The sequence below is a fragment of the Roseburia faecis genome (assembly GCF_001406815.1).
GTDB lineage: Bacteria > Bacillota > Clostridia > Lachnospirales > Lachnospiraceae > Roseburia > Roseburia faecis.
The window spans coordinates 91,231-116,116 of sequence record NZ_CVRR01000082.1; the positions used below are offsets into that span (position 1 = coordinate 91,231).

Consider the following 24,886-nt stretch of genomic DNA (forward strand, 5'->3'; position numbering starts at 1 on the left):
ATGATTAAGGGGGCTGTTATGAACGAACACAAAAAACATGGCAGCAGTTTCTCCAGCAAAATGGGCTTTATTCTTGCCGCTGCGGGATCTGCTGTCGGACTTGGAAATCTGTGGAGGTTTCCTTACCTTGCCGCAAAATACGGTGGAGGTTCTTTTTTACTGATCTATGTGATCCTTGCGGTTACGTTTGGATTTGCACTTATGATCACAGAAATTGCACTAGGCAGAAAAACCGGGAAAAGTGCACTGTATGCATTCAGCACGCTGCATGAAAAGTGCGGTTTCATTGGAATTCTTGCCAGTATTGTGCCGATTATCATTCTTCCGTATTACTGTGTGATCGGCGGATGGGTCATCAAATTTGCATGGGCATTTCTTACAGGAAGCGGAAATGCAGCGGCAGCAGATGATTATTTTTCAAATTTTATTGCAAGGACTGGGGAACCGGTGATGTGGCTGGTATTTTTTATCCTTGCCACTTCGGTTGTGATTCTGCTTGGCGTAAATAAAGGAATTGAAAATATCAGCAAAGTGCTGATGCCGCTTCTGGTAGTCCTTTCCGTTATTATTGCGGTATTTGTTGTGACCCGTCCGGGAGCAGGGGCAGGAATTGTCTACTACTTAAAGCCGGATCTTTCCAAGATCAGTGCGAATGCTTTCCTGGCGGCACTGGGACAGCTGTTTTATTCCATGTCGCTGGCGATGGGCATTATGATTACATATGGCTCCTATATGAAGAAAAATGAGGATATAGAGAGCAGTGTGCGGAATATCGAAATCTTTGATACCGGAATTGCATTTCTGGCAGGACTGATGATTGTACCGGCCGTGTTTGTGTTTTCCGGTGGAGATCAGGCATCGTTGAAGGCAGGACCGACACTAATGTTTATTACACTGCCAAAAGTGTTTGACAGTATGGCGGGAGGACACCTGATCGGAACGGTATTTTTTGTGCTGGTATTGTTTGCTGCACTGACATCGTCCATTTCCCTGATGGAGACAGTGGTTTCCATTTTCGTGGATAAGACAAAAAAGAGCCGTAAATTTATTACGGTCTGTGTAACCGTTTATACGGTGTTGATGGCAATTCCGTCTTCTCTTGGATTTGGAATCTGGAGCGGTTTTTCGATTCACGGAATGAGTATTCTGGATTTCTTCGATTTTATATCCAACAGTGTCCTTATGCCGATTGTGGCATTCCTGACCTGTGTATTTGTCGGTTTTATTGTGAAACCAGAGGCGATTACGGATGAAGTGGAATCTTCCACACAGAAATTTAAGAGTAAGAAACTGTATATTGTATTGATCAAGTATGTTGCACCGATACTGGTACTGCTGATTTTATTCAGTTCGGTATTAAATGCACTTGGAATCATTACTTTGTAACGGACAACAGAAAAGAAGAAACAAAAAACCCTATGCATAATGCATAGGGTTTTTAGATAAATATATGTTTGTTCTGTTCAATTGTATTCGGACTTGCTAGGCAGTTCCGGAGTTTAACCTCTCCGGCAGGGGTGTGAGCACACGACGGATACCGGAACCCTCCGCAGGAATTCCTGATCCAAATAGTCCGCATCTGCTGTACTGCGTTTTCAACAGGCAGCATGTCATGTTGTGAAAACAAATCCCTGCGCTGGACAATCGCGCTTGCTGTAAAAAACAGATCAATGAAATCTATGACATACTGAGCTGTAATACTGACAGTTCAGAGAATAAAGCCTACTTGTTTATGCGTGCGGTACTCTCACCGCCTGAGCCTGATGGTCAAATATTGTACCGTCCTTATATGGACTCATATAAGCGTACCCCGAAAACCGAAGTTTGTCAAGTGTTATTCGCTTTTCATGACCATTATACGCTATGTCTGCCGGGAAATCAATTGTGGAAATCCGAGAAATACAAAAAGTTGTGTCAAAAGAGGGAAAAACGGCTCAAAGATTGCAAGAAAATGGTCGATATAGTATAATAAGGTATAAAAAAGTAAAGGCAAGGAAAACCATGATCGATATTCACTGTCACCTTCTATACGGAGTAGACGACGGAGCAAAAACAATAGAAGAATCTGTGGCGATGCTTGAGGCAGCAAAAGAGCAGGGCATTTCTGCAATGATCCTGACACCGCATTACCGGCACGGCATGTTTGCTTATCCGAAGGAAGAAATTGAAGAACATTTCCGTATTCTGGAGCCGTATGCACAGAAACTTGGAATTTATCTTGCATTGGGCACCGAATACCATGTGAACAGTCATATTGTCGAGGCACTTGACAGTGGCAGATGCCGGACAATGGCCGGCTCGCGGTATGTGTTGTGTGAGTATTCGCACGACAGTGAATATGCCTATATTTACCAGATGACGCAGGAACTGGTTCTGCACGGATATATTCCGGTATTTGCACATGTGGAGCGGTATGGAGCACTTGCAGATTTACAGCTGGCAGAGGAGCTGCGCAATCTTGGGGCATGGATTACGGTGAATGCGGATGCGGTACTCGGACTTGAGGGTATGGGTCCAAAGAAATACTGTAAAAAGATGCTGAAGGCAGAATGTGTGGATGCGATTGCATCGGACAGTCATGGAATAAAAAACCGTGCCAATCATATGGGAAAATGCTATGAGCTGATTGAAAAAAAATTTGGCAGGGAATATGCAGATCAGCTTTTGGTGAATCATCCGGCAAAGATTCTGACCGGAGAAATGAAATAGTTAGTAATGGAGCATTGATATGGAGCAGCAGTTACAACAGGAACGTATTGTAATTGAAAATGATGATGAAATTGAAATTGATCTGAAAGATCTCGTTTTAGAGATCCTTTCTTTCTGGAAATGGGTGTTGTTTGCACTGATTATCGGAGCCGTGACCGCATATTGTATCAGCAGGTTTGTAATGGTGCCGCAATATGAGTCAACATCCCAGTTTTATGTATTGTCCAAAAGCATGTCGATTACAAGTCTTGCGGATATACAGACAGGTACAAGTCTGACAAACGATTATATGGTTATCGTAGAGGGGCGTCCCGTGCTTGAGCAGGTAATTGAGAATCTCGGACTGGACGAGACCTACAGTTCCCTGAAGAAAAAAATTACCCTGAATAATCCTTCCAACTCGCGAATCCTCGAGATTACGGTGCGCGATGCAAACCCATCCATGGCAAAAAAGATTGCGGATGAGATTGCGCGTGTCAGTGTGGCCTTTATCCAACAGAAAATGGATCAGGATGCACCGAATATCATTCAAAAGGGATATTCCGACGGAGAACCGGTCAGCCCGAATACCATGAAAAATACGGCGGTCGGAGGAATACTTGGCATGTTTTTGGCGATTGCGGTTATTGTGGTGGTTTATCTGTTCAATGATACGATTATGAATGCAGATGATGTACAAAGGAAGCTGGGGCTGAATGTTCTTGGTACGCTTCCTTTGGAAGAAGCCGAATACGATGGGGAAAAAGAGCGCAAGCGTAAGAGAAGGAAGAAAAAGAAATGAAATCGGTAACATTTGAGAATCTGAAAAAACAAAATTATACGATGAAAGAATCACTCCGGGCATTAAAAACCAATATCCAGTTCTGCGGAGATGATATCTGCACCATCGTTGTGACGTCTGCCATGCCAAACGAAGGGAAAAGTACCGTGACGATGGATCTGGCACGTTCTTTTTCGGAATCCGGCAAACGTGTATTGCTGATCGATACCGATATGCGTAAATCCGTATACGTGGGACGATTACGGGCAGTGGCTTCGGATGGAAGAGAAATCTATGGATTATCCCATTTTCTGTCCGGACAGAGAAAACTCGAAGACGTACTTTACGGTACAACGATTCCGGGCCTGTTTATGATTTTTGCCGGTCCGTCAGTACCAAACCCGACAGAAATTCTGGAAAAAAAGTATTTTACCGAGTTACTTAATTTTGCAAAAGAACATTTTGATTATGTATTGCTGGATTGTGCGCCGATCGGAGCTGCAATCGACGCAGCAGTGATCGCAAAACACTGTGATGGTGCGATTCTTGTTATTGCCCAGGGCATGGCAAGCGGACGTCTGATCCAGACTGTCAAAAAGCAGATGGAAGCTTCCGGAGTGAGGGTACTTGGTGCGGTACTGAACAAAGTACGGATGAAGAAGAACGGCTATGAGGGTGGCTACTATGGCGGCTATTATGGCAGCTATTATGGAAATTACGGAGAACATCATGAGAAGAATGCATGAACCATCGACAAAACTTCATAATGCATTGTATTTTATGTCCGGAATGATGGTGGTGATTCTTGCACTTGTGATTGTGGCAGGGGTCAAAACGAAGGCGGAAAATGCCGGCTTCCACATTGCAGATGATACAGAAAATTCTTATGAGCAGCAGGTTGCGGGGCAGACAGATACCACACACGATTCCGGTCAGGAAAAGTGGCAGGAGGGTGTAGTTGCTTATCAGGGAAAAGAGTATCTGTATAATACAGATATCAAAACCTACCTCATGATGGGGGTTGATATCGATGGTCCGGTACAGCGAAGCAGCGATTATACCCAAGGCGGGCAGTCCGATGCACTGTTTCTTCTTGTTGTAAACAACAAAACAGAGCAGCTGCAGGTCATTTCCATCAATCGAAACACGATGGCAGATATCGAATTGTGTGATGAAGAAGGTATTGATATGGGACCGCTTAAAACTCAGATCTGTTTGCAGCATGCATTCGGGGACGGTAAGCGCCTCAGCTGCAGCAAAACCGTGGATGCGGTTTCCGGCCTGTTTCAAAATATTCCGATCAGCGGTTATCTTGCGATGAATATGGGGGGAATCCCACAGATGAATGATGCTGTGGGAGGAGTGGAAGTGACTGTACAGCAGGATATTTCGTTTCCAAAAGCCGGTGTGAATTTGAAGAAAGGGCAAAAAGTAACCCTGAATGGGACGCAGGCTTATTATTACCTGCATGGAAGGGATACCGAAGAATATGACAGTGCAACAAAGCGTCTGCAGCGCGAAGAACAGTATATTGTTGCCTATATGGATAAATTAAAAAAAGTATCCACAGAAAACCCGGATCAGGTGACAGAAATTTACAATTCTGTTTCCGATTATCTGGTAACCAGTGTGGATTTCACAAGTATGATTGAGCAGCTGATGAATTACGGTTTTTCAGAAGACCAGATGTATACGGTTCCCGGAAAAACGGTGGAGGGAAAGCCGATTGACGGGAAACGGTATGAGGAGTACCATGTCGATGAAGATGCCATGGAAGAACTCATTATGAAGGTGTTTTATACACCCGTACAATAAGGTATCCAGTGCGCGCGCACTTGATATAGATAGAGTTACATGCAGTTTATATTACGTGGAAAGGAGGTAGATTGCGATGAAAAAGAAAATTTTCACAGGAGTTGTGACAGCTATGATGCTGGTATTTACAATGGGCACAACCGTGTTTGCAGATCCATCACCAACAAGTGATACGGCACTGGTTCAAAGAACCAATGAGCTGAATAAGGCAACAACCGTTGAAAGCAGCGGTTATAATGCAAACAATGAGCTTATCACGGTTTCTTCCAAGGGTGTGGACAAAGATGTTTACCGCGAGGGAAACCGTCAGGCAAATGCTGTGGCAAGTGCACAGAACGGAAGTGCAACCGTCATGGCCATGTCTGATATCAGTGTTCCGTCTGCAACGAATACATCCAAAGGAATCAAAGTAACGATTTGTGCAAGTGGAATTAAGGCTGGAGACAATGTTTATGTATTACATAAATTAAAAAGCGGAAGCTGGCAGACGGTAAAGCCGGACAGCGTTTCCAATGGCAAAGTCACGGTTACATTGTATTCATTTTCACCGGTTATAGTTGTAAGGTACAGTTCAAATGTGAATCCTACCGTTACAACAGATCCGTCAAAGGATGAAAATTCCCAGGGATCAAATACAAATTCCAATGTAAATGACAATTCCAACAGCAGCAGCCAGACAAACAACAACAACCAGAACAACTCACAGACCAATAATCAGTATAATCCGGTTAGTGTAAATCAGAATGTGACAGTAAACTATCCACAGTCTTATGACGATGGAGAGGACAGTTTCGAGGATGATTATGATGACGGTTATACAGATGGTTATACCGATGGAAAGAATTCCGTACGGAATACTTCCACAAAGAGTTCTTCTGCCCGTGTCAATGGCAAAAGTGGAGCAGGAAGTCAGAAAGGAACATCCGTTTCCGGATCTGTTTCCTATAAGACATCTCCGAAAACCGGGGCAGCGCTTCCGGCACTTCCGTTCGTTGCAGTATTTGCGGCAGCAGGTATTGTTGTATGCGGAAGAAAAGCACGTAAGAATTAATCTCACTGGATACAATTTTATTTAGCATGTAGGTCTATGGATAGGTGATGCATGGCATCACGTGAGGGCGGTGGAATGGAATCTGCCGCCCTGCCTCAATTTTAAAGAAAGAAAACTATTTTATGAAAAGACAGGAAAGAAAGAACGACAGAACGATCAATATCTATAAAATTCTGACCATTGTTCTGGCAGTTGTATTGATCGTGGTACTCATAATATTTGGAAGAAGCTGGATGGTTCAGAAGAATGCACAGAAAGAATATGAAAAGCTTTCTGCCCAGGTAAATGATCTGCAGAATCAGGTGAATGATAATCAGATCAATATTCCGTCAGATACGCAGACAGAGACGGAGAATGTGGCACAGGAAGTGCAGACCGAAGACAGCGAACTGGAACAAAAAGGAATAGAAATTCCACAGAAAAATTTAAACTGGAAAAAATTAAAGGGAGTCAATCCGGATATTTACGCATGGATCTACATTCCGGGAACCGGGGTGGATTATCCGGTGTTACAGCATCCGAGTGATGATTCCTATTATCTGAATTACAATATGAATGGTACCAGGGGATATCCTGGATGTATTTATACAGAGAAGGCAAACAGTAAAGAGTTTACGGATTTTGATACCGTCGTGTATGGGCACAATATGCGCAATGACACAATGTTTGCTTCTCTCCACAACTATGAAGACCAGACATTTTTTAACAATTTTCCGTATATATATGTGTATACAAAGGAAAAGGTGCTCGTGTATGAGATTTTTGCGGCATATAAGACGGACGATGCACATATTCTGCACACCAATGACTTTTCAACGAAAGAGGGACGTGTAAGTTATCTTGAAAGCATTGTGAAAAAATCCAAGAATTCGCCGGAGGTAAAGGACAAAATCCAGCTTTCGGTGGACAGTCATCTGCTGACTTTATCAACCTGTGTGAGCAGACAGGCAGACAAGCGGTTTGTGGTTCAGGCAATTTTATTAAATGAGGAACAGCTATGAAACAGTGCAAAGTAGGTATGGATCAGGAAAATATCATATCGACCTTTGCAAGTACGCAGTTTTACGGAGATCCGGATGCCTATATCCGGGAGTTTCTTCAAAATGCCATTGATGCATGCAATACCAGGGCGGCGTTGGAATGGAGCTGGGGAACAGAGTTTCTGGAGATGGAGGAGGCAAGAGCCTTAAATTCCATGCGAAATCCGTATTCTCCTCAAATTTCCATTCAGTATAATTCCGAAACGCAGCGTCTGGTGTTTGAGGATAACGGAATCGGAATCAATGCCAGGGATATTGAGCAGTATGTCGCCAAAATCGGAGTGAGTTTTTATCAGAGCGAGGATTTTTCTACACAGCAGCTTCACTATGAACCGGTGGCGCAGTTTGGAGTCGGTATGCTTTCCGGTTTTATGGTTGCACGGGCACTGTTGATTGAGTCGAGAAAGGACAAATCGGTAAATACCGCGTGGAATGTTACGGATCGCCAGACGTTAGAACCGGTTACCGCAAAATGGATAGAAGGGGCGGAAACAATGGAATATATCAATTCCAACCGCGAACAGTCCGGAACCAGAATTACGCTGGTGTTACGGCCGAAATATGCAAAGAATCTGTCCCTTCAGAGGCTGGTACACGCAGTACAGCACTATATGCTGTATCAGCCATTTCCGATTCAGATTTCCTTTGATGAAAAAAAAGTGACGCTGCAGGAACAGAATCACATCATGGACAATCCATTTGCGGATATTCTTGGAATTATATCGATTCGTATTATGGATGAACTGATGGAGGGGTGTATCTGGATTTATAATTCCAAACATCAGGGGCTGATCGGGACATCCTGCCTGTATCAGCAGGGATTTCTTGTGACCGATGAAAAGAAAGATCTGGGATTGAAACCGGAGTGGCTCAGGCATATGACGTATCATCTGCATTTGCGGAAGAAATTTCTGACGCTGAGACTGGCGAGGGATGATGTGGCACATGATGAACATCTGATGGAGCTGCGCAGACTGATCGGAAGACGGATTGTAGAACATTTTGCATCCAATCCGCTGGGGCTGAACCAGTATATTGCCAGCGGACAGCAGCCGGTTTTAACAGAATATGAAGAAGAAATGCAGCTTCTTGGCAAATCGGTGACGGTGGAAGTTTATTTAAAGGGAAGGGAGATTGAACTTCCGGTTGCAACGATTATTCAGGGTTATACCGGAAAAAGCATAAGGATTGCATTTATCAGCAAGGGGCTGTTTACATATTACAGGCAGAACCATATTATGGATTTCCGGCGTTTCCTGACGGAATACCAGCTGATTGTATTCGAAAAGAACCGGGATCTGTTCTGCCAGCTTCTGGCGCCTTATCAGGGTAGCATGCACTATGTGATAAGCAGTGAATGTCCGGGTGTTATATATGAAGAAATGGATGCAGATTTCCATATGATAAAAAGTGTGGTACCATATCGTTATCAGTATCATCTGCGGCCGGAAACGTTTCCGGATAACGAGATTTTCTGTATGGTGACGAATACGGCAAACGGAACGCTGGAACTGCGTGTCAATCCAAAGCACCGACTCTTAAGGATTCTTGAGCCTGTGATGTATCACCCGAAAGTTCACCGGATGATGGAGGTCATCTATGAGAATATCAAGCAGCGGGTTATCAATACGCAGCATCGTTGGAATAAGATTGTTGATTTCGGCGGTTCGTTCGTAGATGACTGGAAAAATCAGGAGAATGTGCCGACAGTGAGTTGTATCTGGTGCCTGGAAGGCGATTTTGATGTATCTGTGAATGAATTTATTGCGCAGACCCTGACACAGAAAGAACGTGTGGATCTGGGACTTGTGGGACTGGTTTTCCGCAGGGAAGATTTTATTGACTGGTGGTTTGCACCAAGAGAGTAGAGTGATTATGGAAGAGAAAAAAGAAATGTCAACAGAAGAAATAAAGATGGACAATGATCCAAAGGGCGAGGGAAAGGAGAAAGCTTCTTCGCCTCTGCGGGAAGTGCTCAGCTGGGTAGTCACTCTGCTGGCAGCCTTCGCGCTGGCGATGGTTTTGAAGAATTACGTGATCATCAATGCAACAGTCCCGACCGGATCGATGGAGCATACCATTGAACCGGGCGATGACCTGTTCGGGCTGCGGCTGGCGTATCAGTTTTCAGAACCGAAGAGAGGAGATATCGTGATTTTCCGGTTCCCGGATGACGAAACGCAAAAATACGTCAAGCGTGTGATTGGTCTGCCCGGAGAAAAGGTTACCATTGAGGATGCGAAAATCTATATCAATGACTCTGAGACTCCTTTGAAGGAGGATTACCTGAAAGAGACATGGACAGAGGCAACCGGACCGTTTGAGTTTGAGGTTCCCAAAGACAGTTATCTGGTGCTTGGAGACAACCGGAATGATTCCTATGATGCCAGATATTGGGATCATACCTATGTCAGCAAAGATAAAATTATCGGAAAAGCTTATTTCATATACTACCCATTCCAAAGACTGGGCAGTCTATATAAATAAATCATTAAATAATTAACAAGGAGGCTATCATTATGCCAGAAAATTCAAGTTGCAGCGGAGCATCATCCTGTTCCAAAGAAAGCTGTGAGGGATGTTCCCATAATTCTCAGAATCCGCAGAGTATGCTCGAAGCGATGAATGCATATTCCAATATCAAACATGTGATTGGAGTTGTCAGCGGAAAGGGTGGTGTCGGTAAATCATTTGTCACTTCTTCCCTGGCGGTACAGATGGCAAAAGCAGGATATAAAGTGGGAATTCTGGATGCCGATATTACCGGACCGTCCATTCCGAAGATGTTTGGAGCACACGGTCAGCTGGTCGGTGACGAAAAAGGAATGTATCCGTATGAGACAAAAGAAGGAATCAAAATTGTTTCCATCAATCTTCTGATGGAAGATGAAGAGGCACCGGTTGTCTGGAGAGGACCTGTGATTGCAGGGGCTGTGAAACAGTTCTGGAATGAGGCTGTCTGGGGCGATGTGGACTATCTGTTTGTGGACATGCCACCGGGAACAGGTGATGTACCGCTTACCGTGTTCCAGTCCCTTCCGGTGGACGGTATCGTTATTGTTACATCTCCACAGGAACTGGTACAGATGATCGTAAAGAAAGCTTTCCATATGGCAAATATGATGCATATACCGGTACTTGGACTGGTGGAAAATTTCAGTTATCTGAAATGCCCGGATTGTGGAAAGAAGATCGCACTGTTTGGAGAAAGCAACATTGACGAAGTTGCCGCAAAAGAAGGAACCAGAGTTCTTGGCAAACTGCCATTGGATCCGGCATATGCGAAAGCTGCGGATGCCGGTGCATTCTATGAGATGGAAAATCCGTATCTGGATGCCGCTGTGGATGCGTTAAAGACAATTTAAGACAAGAAAAGACCTGTCAGTGAATAAATCACTGGCAGGTCTTTTTTGCTTATTTCTGGCTTTCTGAAACTGTAGATTCGGTATTGCTGTCCGACTCTGTTCCCGTAACGGTTTCTTCCACAGCAGGATCTTTGTATGTGTACGTGTTGGATTCACGGAAAATCGTACTGTTGGAACCCATCTGGCACACTTTAATGGTATCACCGTCTTTGACACTGTCTTTTGGAATAATCAGACAACCGGAATTGCTGAAGGTTGTATTGACTTTCTCGTCATTTACAAATACCTTACTCCACTTGGTGAAGTTGTTTCCATAGACAAATACTTCCGATCCGCCGATGGAATCCGACGTCTCCGATACCGTTACATCGTCAATTCCCATTACAATGTCGGTTGCAGGGTATTTGTCTTTGCCATCATAGCAGTAACGGTTTCCGTAAAGAATGTCATACTGCAGATTATCCAGTCCGTCCAGATATGCAGTGTGGTCTGTGTTGTTCATCTGGGTCTGATGGTAATTTAAGATGGTTCCCTCATGAATACCTGTGGAATCCGTAATGCTTGCCATCAGCTGATATGCATACAGATCCGCATCCTGCTTCTTTAATCCCATGTTATTCCATGTGACATATTTTGTCTTGTAGATGTCACCGGATTTCATATCGGAGTCTTCCAGACCCATGGTTGGAAGGTGATCACCGAAAGCTACGACAATGGTATCTTCATCCCGCTTGGACAGTTCTGTGATCAGATCATTCATAAAGGTATCCACTTCATTTAACTGGTTAATGTAATATGTCCACTGGTTTTTCTTTTCTTCATCATCCACACCGCTGACGGTATATACCGGATTTGCGATAACCGGAGTCTTTGGATAATCACCATGTGTACCTACGGTAATGGTGTAGGTAAAGTCCGGCTGATTCGGAGTGGAATCTAAGGTTTTGATTGTTTCAGGAACAAGAATATCATCGGTAGCCCAGCTTCCGTTTGGCGTATAACTCTGAATGTTCATCAGTTCCTTGCTGGTGAAAGTATCAAATCCCATCATGGAAAAGGCATTGACACGGCTGTAAAAGTTACCGCCATTGTTATGTACGGCATGGGTTCCATATCCGATGGAAGCCAGATCAGCAGCAGTGCTCTCGCAGTCTGTCTTTTTCAGGATTGTTTTATACGGATACTCGCCGGTTCCGAAGTACTGCATACTCATACCGGAGAGAACTTCAAACTCAGTGTTTGCGGTTCCTGCGCCAACAACCGGAACTGTCAGGTAACCACTCGTGTAGTTCTTCTCGAGATTGTGGAAGGTAGGAATCGGATCCTGATTATAATTCAGAAACTTGATCTCATCCGGATCACAGAATGATTCAAGAAGAATACAGATAATATTTGGTGCATTCTTTTTGGTGACAGTTGTTTCTTTTTTTGTGTCATTTACATTTTTTTCAATCGAAGCAATTTTCTGCTCGGAGTAGTCATCCGGCTTACTCATTCCACGGTCTACCACACTCGAAGAGAATCCATAGATAAAACCGTAGTTTTCATATCCCTGTGCAATGTTGGAGAAGTAACTTGCAACAACATTGGCATTCTGTGCAGCAGAGGTTGTAACAGGAAGACCGACAAACAGTACCGATACAATGGCACCTACTACAACAATTTTATGGGTCTTGCCCTGATAGCGCGGTCCTTTAATGAAGAGCGCAACACAAAACAGAAGGAACAGACCGAGCCCGATGACTACGATGGTAGCTTCTTCTGCCGTGAAATAGTTGGTATTGTTCATGGCAAACAGATCATTGATACATTTAAGGTCTGTAAAGCCAAACGGTGTTACACGGTTTGAAAGGATGCATCCGTTAATGATTCCAAGGAGCACCCAGAAACCGCTGATAATGATCCGCCAGAATGCACGTCTGCGGAACAGATAAACAAAGCTTAAGGATGCAAATACAATAAAGGCATTATAAAAAAATGCACCGGTATGCATCCCAACGAAGGAACCTGCCGAGAGAAAACTCCTTCGGGAAAGAACCTCCACAATAAATACGATCCCACAGGATATCAACATGTGGAACAGCAGGGAATATTTATTCAGAAATGAGATCCGACGCAGGTAAGCTTCGGAATGTTGTTTTTCAACTCTGGTGAATAGTTTTTCTTTGATAATACTAAAAAATTTCTTCATCTTTACCTCTCCTTTACTCGAACTATAGATTACTAAAAAAGGATAGTAAAGACAAGAGGTAAAATTTATAAAAAAACCCCGTTAAAAACGAGGTTTTTTTGCAATATGAATAAATTGTGAACAAACGGTGTTCTTATCGGTTGGAACGTCTCCAGATGTGCATCTGGTCTGCCTCTTTGATCAGATCATCACGGAAGTCCGGATGTGCAATGGAAATCAGAGCCTCTGCCTTCTGCCAGGTAGATAATCCCTTTACATTGACCATGCCATATTCGGTAACGACATAGTGGGTATTTGCACGGGTGTCTGTGACAATAGAACCTTCTGCCAGGGTCGGGCGGATGCGGGAATGCATAACACCTTTCTTATCCGTGAATGTGGAAGAACAGCAGATAAAGCTCTTTCCACCTTTGGACATATAAGCACCGAGAACGAAGTCAAGCTGTCCGCCGGCACCACTGATGTGTTTGGTTCCGGAAGACTCGGCACTGATCTGTCCGAACAGGTCGATATCTACACAGTTGTTGATGGAGATGAAGTTGTCCAGTGCTGCGATGGAGCGGATATCGTTGGTGTAACTGACAGGTGCGCTCATCAGTTCTGGATTTTCATCCAGATAATCATACATCTTCTTGGTTCCGGCACCGAAACCATATACCTGACGGTAGCGGTCAATGTTTTTGCAGGCACCGGTAATCTTTCCGGCTTTGGCAATGTCTACGAATGCATCTACATACATTTCTGTGTGAACACCAAGATCCTTTAAGTCGGACTGTGCGATCAGGGAACCGACTGCGTTTGGCATACCACCGATACCGAGCTGCAAGCAGGCACCGTTTGGAATCTGGTCTACGATCAGCTGTGCAACTTTCTGGTCTACTTCGGTAGCAGGACCGCCGGCACCGAGTTCTCCGATTGGAGGATTGGAGCCTTCTACGATTGCATTGACTTTGGAAATATGTATACCGTTTTCTGTTCCGCCAAGGCAGCGCGGCATATTTTCGTTGACTTCTACGATGATATGTCTGGCTGTCTCACACATCGCACCAAGATGGGAAGCACTTGGCCCGAAGTTGAAGTATCCATGCTTGTCCATTGGAGCAACCTGGAACATTGCCACATCATCCGGACAATCCAGCTCACGGTAATAACGAGGGAGCTCGGAATAACGGATCGGGCTGTAGAATGCACAGCCACGTGCGATCATATGACGTTCGATTCCGGACATATGCCAGGAATTCCATGTAAAATGCTCGCCAGCGTCTTCGCGCTCAAATACGGCAAGCGGTTTTAAGAGGATTCCGCCACGCAGGTTGATATCCTTCAGTTCATCGGTACGCTTGGCAAGTGCTTTGTCCAGTGTATCTACGGTGTTGGTACACCAGCCATAGTCTACCCAGTCACCGGATTTGATTACTTTTACGGCTTCGTCTGCTGAAACGAGCTTCTGTCTGTATTCTTCTGAAAAATCCATTCGTATAAGACCTCCTTGTATGTCTTAGAGTGAAGTTGTGAACAGAAATACAACAACTTCGTTAATTTATTAACAACATTATAACATTTATGGATTTCAAAAACAATGGGGAGTGCTGGAAAACGTAATTATTCTGTGGTACACTTTAAGGGAAAAAGTCCTGAGGTAGACAGGGAGAGGGCATATAGAAGATATTTGAGAGAAAAAATTCTAAGATAGACAGGGCAGGGATATATGGAAGATTTTTAAGTTGAAAAGTCCCGAAGAAGAGTCAGAGTGGGATATATAGAAAAAGTTTCCACTGATATGTCCCGGAAAGCGTTAAAAATGGGATATAGAAGTGCAGATATTATGTATATGTCCCGAACGAAAATAAAAGTGGGACATAAAAGAAGAAATATTGTGCATATGTCCCAAACGAAAACGAAACCGGGACATAAAAGAAGAAATATTGTGTATATGTCCCAAACGAAAACGAAGCTGGGACAGCGAAAAGAAGATATTGTGTATATGTCCTCAAATGTTCGACATCGCACATGGTATCTCTATGAAGAAAATATTTACAGGAAGGAAAAGAAGATGGAGAATCATACAATTGTTACTTTAAAAAAGGGAGAAGGCCGCACGATCAAGGCGGGTGGCGCATGGATTTTTGATAATGAGATTGATACGATTGTGGGGACATTTACCAATGGAGATGTGGTGACGGTACATGATTTTGACGGATATCCGATGGGAAAGGGATTTATCAATCAGAATTCGAAGATCCGTATCCGCATGCTGACCCGTCATGTGGATCAGGAGATTAACGAGAATTTTCTTCGTATGCGTGTAAAGAATGCCTGGGAATACCGGAAGACAACGGTGGATACATCTTCCTGTCGTGTGATTTTCGGGGAAGCGGATTTTTTGCCGGGACTGGTGGTTGACAAGTATGAGGATGTGCTGGTGGTGGAATGTCTGGCACTCGGTATGGAGCAGTTCAAGGAAACAATCGTTTCATTATTAAAAGGGGTACTGAAAGAGGACGGTATTTCTATCCGTGGAGTCTATGAGAGAAGTGACGCCAATGAGCGCAGGAAAGAAGGACTTCCGAAGGTGAAAGGATTTATTGGGGAAACATTTGATACAGAGGTGGAGATCACGGAAAATGGCGTGCACTATCTGGTCGATGTGGTAAATGGTCAGAAGACGGGCTTTTTCCTGGACCAGAAGTATAACCGGCTGGCAATGCAGCGGATCTGTAAAGGAAAGAGAGTTTTGGACTGTTTTACACATATGGGAACGTTTGCACTGAATGCAGGAATCGCAGGTGCTTCCGATGTGACGGGACTTGATATTTCGGAATATGCGGTGCAGCAGGCAAATGCCAATGCCGTGCGTAATCATCTGGAAGATACGGTACATTTTCGCTGTGCAAATGTACTGGACGAGCTTCCGAAACTGGCAGAAGCCGGAGAAAAGTATGATGTAGTCATTCTCGACCCGCCGGCATTTACGAAATCCCGTGAGGCCACGAAGAATGCCATCAAAGGTTATCGGGAGATCAATATGAAAGGGTTAAAGCTGGTAAAAGACGGCGGATACCTGGCAACCTGTTCCTGTTCCCATTTTATGACACAGGAACTGCTGGCAAAGACGGTGAAGGAAGCTGCAAAGGCGGCACACAAACGGCTGCGTCAGGTGGAATTCCGTACGCAGGCACCGGATCATCCGATTTTGTGGGCAAATTCTGCGAATGTGCCGGAGAGCTATTATCTTAAATTTTTTATTTTTCAGGTGGTGGATGAGAAATAATCCGAAGAATGCTTATTTATAGGGGTTCCGGAACAATTCTCTGATATGAAATAAAAGACTGACACACCTTTTGACACACTTTTATAGAAAAATATCTCGAAATAAGCAAATCCTCTTAGTTCATTTGCGCCCTTGTTGGATTGTGCTACACGATTTTCAAGGGAAAACGAAAATAGCCGCCATTACTGCGAATAATGACGGCTGTTGATAAAACAGTTACTTAATATATTCGGGTAAACCGCTTCTCTGGCTTTCCCTTTTTCTACGCATAATATAACATATCTTATGAGTTGATGCAAGGAAAAGTGTAAAACGGTTCATAATTTATAACATGTCATGTTTTCAGATCAGTGATGACTTATTTCGGTTATAATAAAAGGAGAAAGCTCTCGATTGACTAACCGGGTATAAACTCCATATAATAGTGGTAACCGAATGGAGGAGCTATAGAAGGAGGGAGCATTATGCAGGCATTATCAAAAGCAAAAGTTGGTGAAAATTATACCATTCAGTGGTTATTCGGATTACCGGAAGTTGTAGAATTCCTGCACCGCCATCATGTAGAAGAAGGTGGCAGCGTACAGGTGATTCAGAAATTATCCAATGGGCTGATCATCGGTGCCAATGGAGAACGGTTCGCCATGGGAAATGAGATTGCAGATCGTATTCAGGTATAAGTACACCCGGCTATAGAAAACAGACACCCCGGTATCCGTTATAAAAACGGCTGCCGGGGTGTTTTGGGTAAAAAAATGAAAAGGGCAGTATACTTGCATTTTAGAGAGCATTATGGCATAGTTGAGAAAGAAAATCGAAAGCGAAGGATGAAAAGAGGAAAAATGAAGTTTCGAAAAGCTAAGCAGGACGATAAGGAAGAAATTCTTGCGCTGTATCAGTCGCTGATCGGTACTCCATACTGCGCATGGGGCAATGGGTATCCAGGAGAACAGGAATTTGATTATGATATGAAAAGAAATGCTCTTTTTTGTATGGAAAATGAAGATGGAGAAATCATTGGCACGATCACAGTGGATGAAGATCCGCAGGTGGAAGCACTCACCTGCTGGTCAGAAACACTGCAGCCGTCTGCGGAGCTTTCCAGACTCGGGGTACGCACCGATATGCAGAATCAGGGAATTGCCCGGCAGCTTCTGCAGCATGGCATGGAAGAATTGAAAAAACAGGGGAAAAGGAGTGTACATTTTCTCGTGTGTAAGACAAATAAAAAAGCGCTCCGTTCTTATGAAAAACTGCATTTTGACGTAGTGGGAGAGAGCGATTTATTTGACGAGGACTGGTGGTGCTACGAGAAAGAACTTTAAAAATCAAGTACAGGAAGTTGGAAAATATGCAAATAGGACAGAAAAAAACAACGGGACAGAAGATGAAAAAAGAGAGGAACAGGGGAAGAGAAACGGATAGAAAACCGAACATAAGCCAGATACAAAAAACAGGCGAACACTGCATTTACGCAAAAAGATGCGGAGGATGTGACTATCAGGGAATTTTGTACAGTCAGCAGCTTTCCAAAAAGCAGAGTTACATGCGCAAACTCATGGAACCGTTTGGAAAGATCAATCCAATCATCGGGATGGACGATCCATACCACTATCGGCATAAAGTACAGGCGGCTTTTTCCTGCAATAAACGCGGACATATTGTGGCAGGCGTATATGAGAAACATTCGCATGACATCGTGGATGTAGAGCAGTGCCAGATCGAGGATGCACAGGCAGATGCCATTATCCGTGAAATCAAAAATATGATGCGTTCTTTCCGGATTCGTGCATATGATGAGGATACCGGATATGGGCTGCTGCGTCATGTGCTGGTGCGAAAGGGCTATCACAGCGGACAGATTATGGTGGTGCTTGTACTGGTATCTCCGATCCTTCCATCCAAAAATAATTTTGTCAAGGCACTGCGGAAGAAGTTCCCGGAGATCAGTACAGTAGTGATCAATGTCAATGACCGCAAGACCAGCATGGTGCTCGGGGAGCGCAATATTACGGTTTATGGAAAAGGATTTATTGAGGATGAACTGTGCGGATGCACATTTCGTATTTCACCGACTTCATTTTATCAGGTAAATCCGCAGCAGACAGAAAAACTCTACCGGAAAGCCATTTCCTGTGCCAAACTGACGGGAAAAGAAACTGTGATCGATGCGTACTGCGGTACGGGCACGATCGGGTTGATTGCCAGCAGCCGCGCAAAGCATGTGATCGGAGTGGAGTTAAACCGTGATGCGATAAAGGATGCTATCTCCAATGCAAAGCGCAATCATATTCACAATGTTACTTTTTATAATGAAGATGCCGGACAATTTATGGTAGAGATGGCAGAAAAAGGAGAACATGCGGATGTGGTCATTATGGATCCTCCGCGTACGGGAAGCGATGAGGCGTTTCTTTCCTCTGTAGTGCGACTGGCTCCGAATAAAGTCGTGTATGTATCCTGTGGTCCGGAAACGCTGGCGCGGGATCTGAAGTATCTGACAAAGCATGGATACCGGATGAAAGAGTGTACACCGTTTGATCTTTTTCCGTTTACGAAACATGTGGAGACGGTTGTCTTACTTTCCAAGGGCGCTAAAGGTCCGGTGGACCTTTGCTCAGCGCGCACCGAAGTGGAACGGAGAATGGCCGACAGCAGAAAAGTGAAGGTTGACTTCTCCCTGGAGGATATGGATTTATCTGAATTTAAGGGAAAAGCAACTTATGAGCAGATAAAGGCATATGTACTTGAAAAGACAGGACTGAAGGTTTCATCACTGTATATCGCACAGATTAAGAAGAAGTGTGGATTAGATGTCGGTGAGAACTTCAATCCGGCTAAATCAGAGAATGCGAGACAGCCACAGTGTACACCGGAGAAGGAAGATGCGATTATGCAGGCATTTAGACATTTTGGAATCATATAGATTGTGGATAAGCAGTATCATGTGTTAAAAATATAGTGAAGTATGGAAAAAAGGACATTCCGGAACTGTAGATTTTACAGGTCAGGGGATGTCCTTTTTACTGATATGGAAGTGTTCAAGGGACAAGGTAATGATACTGAAGTATTAAGACTGATATGAATGATATCTATCTTATCTGATCTGCGGATGAATGTCGATGATTTCAATATAGTAATAGTCAAACAATGATTTAAGTGTTAGAATTTAATTATATATGTGTGGCATAATTTCAGGTAACCCCTATGATAATGCCTGCATCGAATCCTTCCATTCTGTATTAAAAAAGGAAGAAGTATACACAACTACATATTACACATTTGAGGAGGCTAAATCAGCACTCTTTGAATATATAGAGTCATTCTACAACCGAAAAAGGCGCCATAGTGCTATTGATTACAAGACACCACAACAGGTTGAAGATGAGGCTCTAGCAGCCTAAGAAATAATTCTCTCGGCATATGTTATGCTGGGAGAAAAGTTCAACTTTTGGTGTCAAAAGTATTGACATAGATCCAATTCCCTGTTATGGTACGACTCATGCGGATTATTTCTACGGAGAAATCCCCTGTGTGAGATGTCTGACGAAGGAAGAGATTAACTCTGCTTACGAAGAAAATACCGGACACCTGATTGTTTCGGAATTTAAACGCATGAAGAAGGATGTAATGGCAGTTCCTGCAGTGTTGTGCAAGAATCATGGTCCTTTTTCCTGGGGCAAGGATGCAAAGGAGGCCATCCACAATGCGGTGGTTCTTGAAGAGGTTGCCAAGATGGCATATCGAACCGAGCTGATTCATCCGCAGGTAGCACCTGCCCCGCAGGAATTACAGGATAAGCATTATTTCCGCAAGCATGGTGCAAATGCATATTACGGACAGAATTAACAGGATATCGAGAGGGTATAAAACAGATGAAGATGAAAACAGCACCTATGGGGTGGAACAGCTGGGATTGTTATGGAGCGGCTGTTACAGAAGATATCGTACGACGGAACGCTGAATTTATGGCTGAGCATCTGAAGGAGTACGGTTGGGAATATATTGTGGTGGATATCCAATGGTATGAGCCTTATGCTGCAACCAATGAGTATCATCCTTTTGCGGATGTAGTAATGGATGAGTATGGAAGACTGCTTCCCGCAGTAAATCGTTTTCCTTCCGCAGCAAACGGTGCGGGCTTTGGACCATTGGCAGAATATGTCCATTCTCTTGGATTGAAGTTCGGCATTCATATTATGAGAGGGATTCCACGCCAGGCTGTACATCAGAACACGAAAATCATGAACAGTGACAGACATGCCCGGGAAATTGCCAAAACAAACAGTATCTGTGCCTGGAATACGGATATGTATGGTGTAGATCCTGAGAAAGACGGGGCACGGGAATACTATAACAGTATTTTTGAATTATATGCTTCCTGGGGTGTGGATTTTATTAAATGTGATGATATTGCACGGGAACTGCCACATGAGGAATCCGAACTGATTATGCTGAGCAAAGCATTGCATGGTTGCGGAAGACCCATGGTTTTAAGTCTGTCGCCGGGACCTGCTCTTTTAGAAAAGGCAGAGCTTTATAAGCAGATTTCCAATATGTGGAGAATCACCGATGATTTCTGGGATAAGTGGGAACTGTTATATGATATGTTTTCAAGAGCAGAAAAATGGTGCACCCATGCAGGTGCAGGGCACTGGCCGGATGCCGATATGCTTCCGGTCGGACCGATACGGCAGGTATATGATGTGAATAACTGGACGAATTTCACACAGGATGAGCAGATCACCATGCTGACACTCTGGAGTATCATGCGTTCTCCTTTGATGCTGGGAGGAGAGCTGACAGGGTTTGACGAATTCACTATGAATCTGGTAACCAATTCTGAAATACTTGCCATGCATGCAAATGCACGGCATTCGCATCAGGTGTGGAGACGTGAAATCGATGGTATAGAGCATGCATTGTGGATTGCAGCAGATACAAAGGGTGGATATTATGTCGCGGTATTTAATCTGGGTGATAAAGACAGTGACATATCCATACCGCTTGCCGATCTGGAGATTTATGATGGAGTAAATGGAACGGAGCTTTGGAGCGGAGAGCACGTGGAAGAGCAAAAGAGCCTTAGTGTGTCATTAAAGAGTCATGGTGCTAGGGCATATCATTTTACGTACAACTAAAAAGCATACTACTGTTAATGTATAGATAAGAAACAAAGATAAAATAGTAAAAATAGAATAGAACAAAGAAAGAATATGGAGATAAAACAGAAAGGAATAAACAATGAATGTAAATCCTATAACAAGATTGGATTATCCAGATCCGGACGTGATCCGCGTAGAAGACACCTATTATATGGTATCCACAACCATGCACTTTATGCCGGGCTGTGAGATTCTGCAGTCTTTTGATCTGGTGCACTGGGAGCATGTGACTTATGTCTATGAGACGTTGGATCATACGGATGCGCAGCAACTGAAAAGCGGTCAGAATATTTACGGACAGGGCATGTGGGCAGCTTCCCTGCGCTATCATGAAGGCCGATTTTATATCTGCTTTGTGGCAAATGATACCCGTAAGACTTATTTGTATACTTCGGAAAAAATAGATGGTCCATGGAAAAAGCAGCTGATAGAAGGCTTTTATCATGACGGCTCTTTATTATTTGATGAGGATGGCAGAAACTATATTGTATATGGAAATGATGAAATCTGGATTACAGAATTGAATGAAGATTTGACTGCACCAAAGAAGGACGGATTACATCGTCTTTTAGTCAGTGATCATAAGAACCCGGAGCTAGGCTATGAGGGCTCTCATATTCAAAAAATAAACGGCTATTATTATATTTTTCTGGTTCATTCCCTGAGAGACCGCTGGATGCGGACGGAAGCATGCTTTTACAGTGATTCTCTGGAAGGAGAATTCACGGGTGGAGATGTACTTTGTGATGATCGTGGATATTGTGGACAGGGCGTGGCACAGGGAGGAATAGTGGATACGCCGGATGGAAAGTGGTATGCAATGCTGTTTCAGGATTCCGGAGCAGTTGGACGGATTCCTATTCTGCTTCCGGTTACCTGGAAGGATCATTTTCCGTTTTTTGGACAGAACGGACATGTGCCGGAAGAAATAGAGGTTCACAGTACCAGACCAGGATATATTTATCAGCCATTAGTGGGAAGTGATGATTTCCGTAATGGGCTGCTTCCGCGCTGGCAGTTTAATCATGATCCAGATCCACGGTACTATCATCTGGATGCATTGCAGGGAACCTATACAATTACAACACGGGAAGTTTGTACAGAGCTTACACAGGCAGTAAATACGCTTACGCAAAGGATGAGTTATCCGTCCTGCGCAGCTGAGGTTACTGTTGATGCTTCTGCATTGAAAGAGGGCGATGTCGCAGGTTTGTGTGCGTTGCAGGGCTGTTATGCTGCAGTTGGCATTACAAAACGTCATGGAAAATATGAAGTCCTTATGCTGGATAAAAAAGAAGATGGTATATTGGATATGACGGAAGGAACTGTTGTTGAATCACACCAGATGGATTTTCGTCTTGAAGCAGATTTCTGTAACATGAAGGATGAAGCACGCTGCTATTACCGGGTAAATAAGGGAGACTGGCTACCCATCGGAACCGTGCATAAGCTGTACTTCAAATTGGATCATTTTACTGGTTGCCGGTTTGGTCTGTTCTGCTATGCGGCAGAGGAAACAGGAGGAAGTGCCTGCTTCCGGGATTTTAAGTATTATGATGTTGATGAAATCTCATAAAGATAGAACTGCATAAAATAAGTGTCGGAATTTACTCAAATTTTTCCTACTTTGGACATTGGTTTTTACAACGGTATTGTATAGTGAAGCAGAGGAAAAACAAATATGGAATGATGCAGAAGAGATTGTGTTGAAAGAATTAGTGTATATTTAAAGCGTAGAAAGCTCCTTCGGGAGCTTTTTGCTGTTTATAAGATAAATTCTGTCGGAGCTTTTGACTTAATGATTTGATTTATAAAACTGGCAATGATACAATTAGCGTAATTTGAAAGAAAGCAGAGAAAATATGAGTGAAAAGTTACTGATTGTTGAAGATGACAAAAAATTAAATGATGGAATCCGTCTGGCTTTAAAGAATGATGCTTATTTCTTTTATCAGTGCAGAACTTTGCAGGAAGCTAGAGAAATCTTGAAAAAGGAAGATATCACATTGGTTTTATTAGATGTGAATTTGCCGGATGGGAATGGGATTGATTTTGTAAGAGAAATAAGGAAAAATAGTCAGGTGCCGATTATTCTGCTTACAGTAAATAACATGGAAGTAGATATTGTAACAGGATTGGAAGCTGGGGCAAATGATTATATTACGAAACCGTTTAGTTTGATGGTTTTGCGTGCAAGAGTGTCTGTGCAGCTTAGAAATAAAGAGGCAGCAGCTAAAAATTCTATGGAGCTTGATGGATTTGAGTTCTATTTCGATAAAATGGAATTTTTCAAAGATGGAGAACCTATTGAACTTAGTAAGACAGATCAAAAGCTCCTTAGAGTGCTGTGTGAAAACAGAGGAAAAGTATTGAAACGGGAATATCTGATTGACGAGGTATGGCAGGGAGATACAGAGTTTGTGGATGCTCATGCTCTGACTGTTGCAGTCAAACGCCTCAGGGACAAATTAGAAGATGATACGCAGAAGCCTGAATATATCAAGACAGTCTATGGAATTGGTTATACCTGGGCGGTGAATGGATGATAGAACTAATTATATTGATTGTAGGAATATTTGTTTTAAGTGGAATCTTTTGGCATAGCATTTTTTATCAGAAAGAAAAAAAGCTTTTGAACCGGCTGCAGCAAATGCTGGATTGTGCTATAGATGGAGAACTGGAACGGACAGAAATATCAGAAGAAAAGTATTCTGCTCTTGAAAACAGCATGAAACAACATTTAGACAGTAGCTTTCTGGCAAGAAAGAACCAACAGGAACAAAAAGAAGTGATACAGAAACTTATTTCCGACATTGCGCATCAGACCTTGACTCCTATTTCAAATTTGAAAATTTATGGTGAAATACTCTCTGAAACAAATCATGAAAATCAGGAGGAGATAGCTACCATTTTGGAGCAGACAGAGAAATTAGATTTCCTGATACAATCATTGGTCAAATTGTCACGGATGGAGAGTGGAATTATCGCAGTACATTCGGAGGATACTACTATTGCACAGATGTTTGCATCCGTACAGCAGCAGTTTAACGTAAAAGTAAGGGAGAAGAATATTACTCTGAGCCTATGTGACACGGATTTGCATGTTCGATGTGATCCAAAATGGACCGTGGAGGCACTCGGAAATATTGTAGATAATGCGATTAAATACACAGCATGTGGGGGAAATGTTCAGGTAAAAGCCGAGCAGAATTCTTTCTTTGTAAAGATTGATATCATTGATGATGGCATTGGAATAGAAAAAGAAGAAATACCAAAGATATTTGGACGGTTTTATCGGAGTCTGTCAGTGGCAGACCAGCCAGGAGTAGGAATTGGCTTATTCCTTGCAAGAGAGATCATTCAGGCACAAAAGGGGTATATAAAAGTGACATCAGAGAGAGAAAAGGGCTCTACCTTTTCTGTGTTTCTTCCGATAGCAAAGAAGGAATAGTATCAAAACTGTGATATTTCAGAAACCAGATGGAGACATTGTTATGATAAAGTCTGTATTGTAAAGATCAA

At 43.3% G+C, this 24,886-nt stretch carries 20 protein-coding genes and 2 pseudogenes; 20 read left to right on the top strand and 2 right to left on the bottom strand.

Annotation, left to right across the window (positions count from 1 at the left end; all coding sequences use genetic code 11):
- Positions 1 to 18 precede the first annotated feature (18 nt).
- The 10 genes from M72_RS15420 to M72_RS15465 all read left to right on the top strand — a co-directional run bounded on the left by M72_RS15420 (position 19) and on the right by M72_RS15465 (position 10,740).
- Complete coding sequence (locus M72_RS15420) at positions 19 to 1,386, top strand: sodium-dependent transporter (RefSeq protein WP_055068840.1); 1,368 nt, start codon at positions 19 to 21, stop codon at positions 1,384 to 1,386.
- 615 nt (positions 1,387 to 2,001) lie between these two features.
- Entirely contained in the window at positions 2,002 to 2,709 is a 708-nt protein-coding gene (locus M72_RS15425; protein WP_022045821.1) for a CpsB/CapC family capsule biosynthesis tyrosine phosphatase, read from the top strand.
- A gap of 19 nt (positions 2,710 to 2,728) precedes the next feature.
- Positions 2,729 to 3,490, top strand: coding sequence for a YveK family protein (locus M72_RS15430; protein WP_055068841.1), 762 nt, complete (start codon positions 2,729 to 2,731; stop codon positions 3,488 to 3,490).
- On the top strand, positions 3,487 to 4,215 hold the full coding sequence (locus tag M72_RS15435) for a CpsD/CapB family tyrosine-protein kinase (RefSeq protein ID WP_055068842.1): 729 nt from the start codon (positions 3,487 to 3,489) through the stop codon (positions 4,213 to 4,215). Before M72_RS15430 ends, M72_RS15435 begins: the two co-directional genes overlap by 4 nt.
- Positions 4,154 to 5,284 carry an LCP family protein gene (locus M72_RS15440; protein WP_176694799.1) on the top strand — a complete coding sequence of 377 codons (1,131 nt, stop codon included), beginning with the start codon at positions 4,154 to 4,156 and terminating at the stop codon, positions 5,282 to 5,284. The genes M72_RS15435 and M72_RS15440 overlap by 62 nt, the downstream gene beginning before the upstream one ends.
- A gap of 76 nt (positions 5,285 to 5,360) precedes the next feature.
- Positions 5,361 to 6,335, top strand: a complete 975-nt coding sequence (locus M72_RS15445; protein ID WP_055068844.1) for a hypothetical protein — start codon at positions 5,361 to 5,363, stop codon at positions 6,333 to 6,335.
- Positions 6,336 to 6,457: 122 nt separating this feature from the next.
- Entirely contained in the window at positions 6,458 to 7,336 is an 879-nt protein-coding gene (gene srtB / locus M72_RS15450) for a class B sortase (RefSeq protein ID WP_055068845.1), read from the top strand.
- Positions 7,333 to 9,243 (top strand): ATP-binding protein, encoded by a 1,911-nt coding sequence (locus tag M72_RS15455; protein ID WP_055068846.1) that lies wholly within the window; start codon positions 7,333 to 7,335, stop codon positions 9,241 to 9,243. The genes srtB and M72_RS15455 overlap by 4 nt, the downstream gene beginning before the upstream one ends.
- 7 nt (positions 9,244 to 9,250) lie before the next feature.
- Complete coding sequence (gene lepB / locus M72_RS15460; protein WP_022045814.1) at positions 9,251 to 9,862, top strand: signal peptidase I; 612 nt, start codon at positions 9,251 to 9,253, stop codon at positions 9,860 to 9,862.
- Positions 9,863 to 9,894: 32 nt separating this feature from the next.
- Positions 9,895 to 10,740 carry an Mrp/NBP35 family ATP-binding protein gene (locus M72_RS15465; protein ID WP_022045813.1) on the top strand — a complete coding sequence of 282 codons (846 nt, stop codon included), beginning with the start codon at positions 9,895 to 9,897 and terminating at the stop codon, positions 10,738 to 10,740.
- A 49-nt stretch (positions 10,741 to 10,789) separates the two neighbouring features.
- Here M72_RS15465 and M72_RS15470 read toward each other — a convergent pair whose 3' ends face one another.
- Together M72_RS15470 and M72_RS15475 are read right to left on the bottom strand one after the other, a co-directional pair.
- Positions 10,790 to 12,931 (bottom strand): sulfatase-like hydrolase/transferase, encoded by a 2,142-nt coding sequence (locus M72_RS15470; RefSeq protein ID WP_055068847.1) that lies wholly within the window; start codon positions 12,929 to 12,931, stop codon positions 10,790 to 10,792.
- Positions 12,932 to 13,064: 133 nt separating this feature from the next.
- Complete coding sequence (locus tag M72_RS15475; protein ID WP_022045811.1) at positions 13,065 to 14,405, bottom strand: butyryl-CoA:acetate CoA-transferase; 1,341 nt, start codon at positions 14,403 to 14,405, stop codon at positions 13,065 to 13,067.
- A 579-nt stretch (positions 14,406 to 14,984) separates the two neighbouring features.
- Here M72_RS15475 and M72_RS15480 point away from each other — a divergent pair.
- From M72_RS15480 to M72_RS15520, 10 genes and pseudogenes are all read left to right on the top strand, one after another.
- On the top strand, positions 14,985 to 16,202 hold the full coding sequence (locus tag M72_RS15480; RefSeq protein WP_055068858.1) for a class I SAM-dependent rRNA methyltransferase: 1,218 nt from the start codon (positions 14,985 to 14,987) through the stop codon (positions 16,200 to 16,202).
- A 464-nt stretch (positions 16,203 to 16,666) separates the two neighbouring features.
- Entirely contained in the window at positions 16,667 to 16,879 is a 213-nt protein-coding gene (locus M72_RS15485) for a FeoA family protein (RefSeq protein ID WP_022045509.1), read from the top strand.
- A gap of 162 nt (positions 16,880 to 17,041) precedes the next feature.
- Positions 17,042 to 17,524, top strand: coding sequence for a GNAT family N-acetyltransferase (locus M72_RS15490; protein WP_055068848.1), 483 nt, complete (start codon positions 17,042 to 17,044; stop codon positions 17,522 to 17,524).
- Between the two features lie 26 nt (positions 17,525 to 17,550).
- The gene (gene rlmD, locus M72_RS15495) at positions 17,551 to 19,125 is read left to right on the top strand and encodes a 23S rRNA (uracil(1939)-C(5))-methyltransferase RlmD (protein WP_082413939.1); all 1,575 of its coding nucleotides are present in this window, start codon (positions 17,551 to 17,553) and stop codon (positions 19,123 to 19,125) included.
- A 271-nt stretch (positions 19,126 to 19,396) separates the two neighbouring features.
- A pseudogene (locus M72_RS16610) lies at positions 19,397 to 19,603 on the top strand (integrase core domain-containing protein); the annotation flags it as partial.
- Positions 19,604 to 19,679: 76 nt separating this feature from the next.
- Positions 19,680 to 20,048, top strand: a pseudogene (locus tag M72_RS15500) (class II aldolase/adducin family protein); the annotation flags it as partial.
- A 26-nt stretch (positions 20,049 to 20,074) separates the two neighbouring features.
- Positions 20,075 to 21,340: a glycoside hydrolase family 27 protein gene (locus tag M72_RS15505; protein WP_055068849.1), complete on the top strand. Its 1,266-nt coding sequence runs from the start codon at positions 20,075 to 20,077 to the stop codon at positions 21,338 to 21,340.
- Positions 21,341 to 21,443: 103 nt separating this feature from the next.
- A complete protein-coding gene (locus M72_RS15510; RefSeq protein WP_055068850.1) occupies positions 21,444 to 22,940 on the top strand; it encodes a glycoside hydrolase family 43 protein in 1,497 nt (498 codons plus the stop codon).
- A 286-nt stretch (positions 22,941 to 23,226) separates the two neighbouring features.
- On the top strand, positions 23,227 to 23,910 hold the full coding sequence (locus M72_RS15515) for a response regulator transcription factor (RefSeq protein WP_055068851.1): 684 nt from the start codon (positions 23,227 to 23,229) through the stop codon (positions 23,908 to 23,910).
- Positions 23,907 to 24,815 carry a sensor histidine kinase gene (locus tag M72_RS15520; RefSeq protein WP_055068852.1) on the top strand — a complete coding sequence of 303 codons (909 nt, stop codon included), beginning with the start codon at positions 23,907 to 23,909 and terminating at the stop codon, positions 24,813 to 24,815. Before M72_RS15515 ends, M72_RS15520 begins: the two co-directional genes overlap by 4 nt.
- Positions 24,816 to 24,886: the final 71 nt, after the last annotated feature.

What these genes read in the sequence shown, in the direction of transcription:
- M72_RS15515 (WP_055068851.1), top strand. Translation starts at nt 23,227, where the DNA reads ATGAGTGAAAAGTTACTGATTGTTGAAGATGACAAAAAATTAAATGAT.
- M72_RS15510 (WP_055068850.1), top strand. Translation starts at nt 21,444, where the DNA reads ATGAATGTAAATCCTATAACAAGATTGGATTATCCAGATCCGGACGTG.
- M72_RS15455 (WP_055068846.1), top strand. Translation starts at nt 7,333, where the DNA reads ATGAAACAGTGCAAAGTAGGTATGGATCAGGAAAATATCATATCGACC.
- M72_RS15445 (WP_055068844.1), top strand. Translation starts at nt 5,361, where the DNA reads ATGAAAAAGAAAATTTTCACAGGAGTTGTGACAGCTATGATGCTGGTA.
- M72_RS15425 (WP_022045821.1), top strand. Translation starts at nt 2,002, where the DNA reads ATGATCGATATTCACTGTCACCTTCTATACGGAGTAGACGACGGAGCA.
- rlmD (WP_082413939.1), top strand. Translation starts at nt 17,551, where the DNA reads ATGCAAATAGGACAGAAAAAAACAACGGGACAGAAGATGAAAAAAGAG.
- M72_RS15440 (WP_176694799.1), top strand. Translation starts at nt 4,154, where the DNA reads ATGGCGGCTATTATGGCAGCTATTATGGAAATTACGGAGAACATCATG.
- M72_RS15480 (WP_055068858.1), top strand. Translation starts at nt 14,985, where the DNA reads ATGGAGAATCATACAATTGTTACTTTAAAAAAGGGAGAAGGCCGCACG.
- M72_RS15520 (WP_055068852.1), top strand. Translation starts at nt 23,907, where the DNA reads ATGATAGAACTAATTATATTGATTGTAGGAATATTTGTTTTAAGTGGA.
- M72_RS15430 (WP_055068841.1), top strand. Translation starts at nt 2,729, where the DNA reads ATGGAGCAGCAGTTACAACAGGAACGTATTGTAATTGAAAATGATGAT.
- M72_RS15485 (WP_022045509.1), top strand. Translation starts at nt 16,667, where the DNA reads ATGCAGGCATTATCAAAAGCAAAAGTTGGTGAAAATTATACCATTCAG.
- M72_RS15420 (WP_055068840.1), top strand. Translation starts at nt 19, where the DNA reads ATGAACGAACACAAAAAACATGGCAGCAGTTTCTCCAGCAAAATGGGC.
- M72_RS15465 (WP_022045813.1), top strand. Translation starts at nt 9,895, where the DNA reads ATGCCAGAAAATTCAAGTTGCAGCGGAGCATCATCCTGTTCCAAAGAA.
- M72_RS15470 (WP_055068847.1), bottom strand. Translation starts at nt 12,931, where the DNA reads ATGAAGAAATTTTTTAGTATTATCAAAGAAAAACTATTCACCAGAGTT.
- M72_RS15505 (WP_055068849.1), top strand. Translation starts at nt 20,075, where the DNA reads ATGAAGATGAAAACAGCACCTATGGGGTGGAACAGCTGGGATTGTTAT.
- lepB (WP_022045814.1), top strand. Translation starts at nt 9,251, where the DNA reads ATGGAAGAGAAAAAAGAAATGTCAACAGAAGAAATAAAGATGGACAAT.
- srtB (WP_055068845.1), top strand. Translation starts at nt 6,458, where the DNA reads ATGAAAAGACAGGAAAGAAAGAACGACAGAACGATCAATATCTATAAA.
- M72_RS15475 (WP_022045811.1), bottom strand. Translation starts at nt 14,405, where the DNA reads ATGGATTTTTCAGAAGAATACAGACAGAAGCTCGTTTCAGCAGACGAA.
- M72_RS15435 (WP_055068842.1), top strand. Translation starts at nt 3,487, where the DNA reads ATGAAATCGGTAACATTTGAGAATCTGAAAAAACAAAATTATACGATG.
- M72_RS15490 (WP_055068848.1), top strand. Translation starts at nt 17,042, where the DNA reads ATGAAGTTTCGAAAAGCTAAGCAGGACGATAAGGAAGAAATTCTTGCG.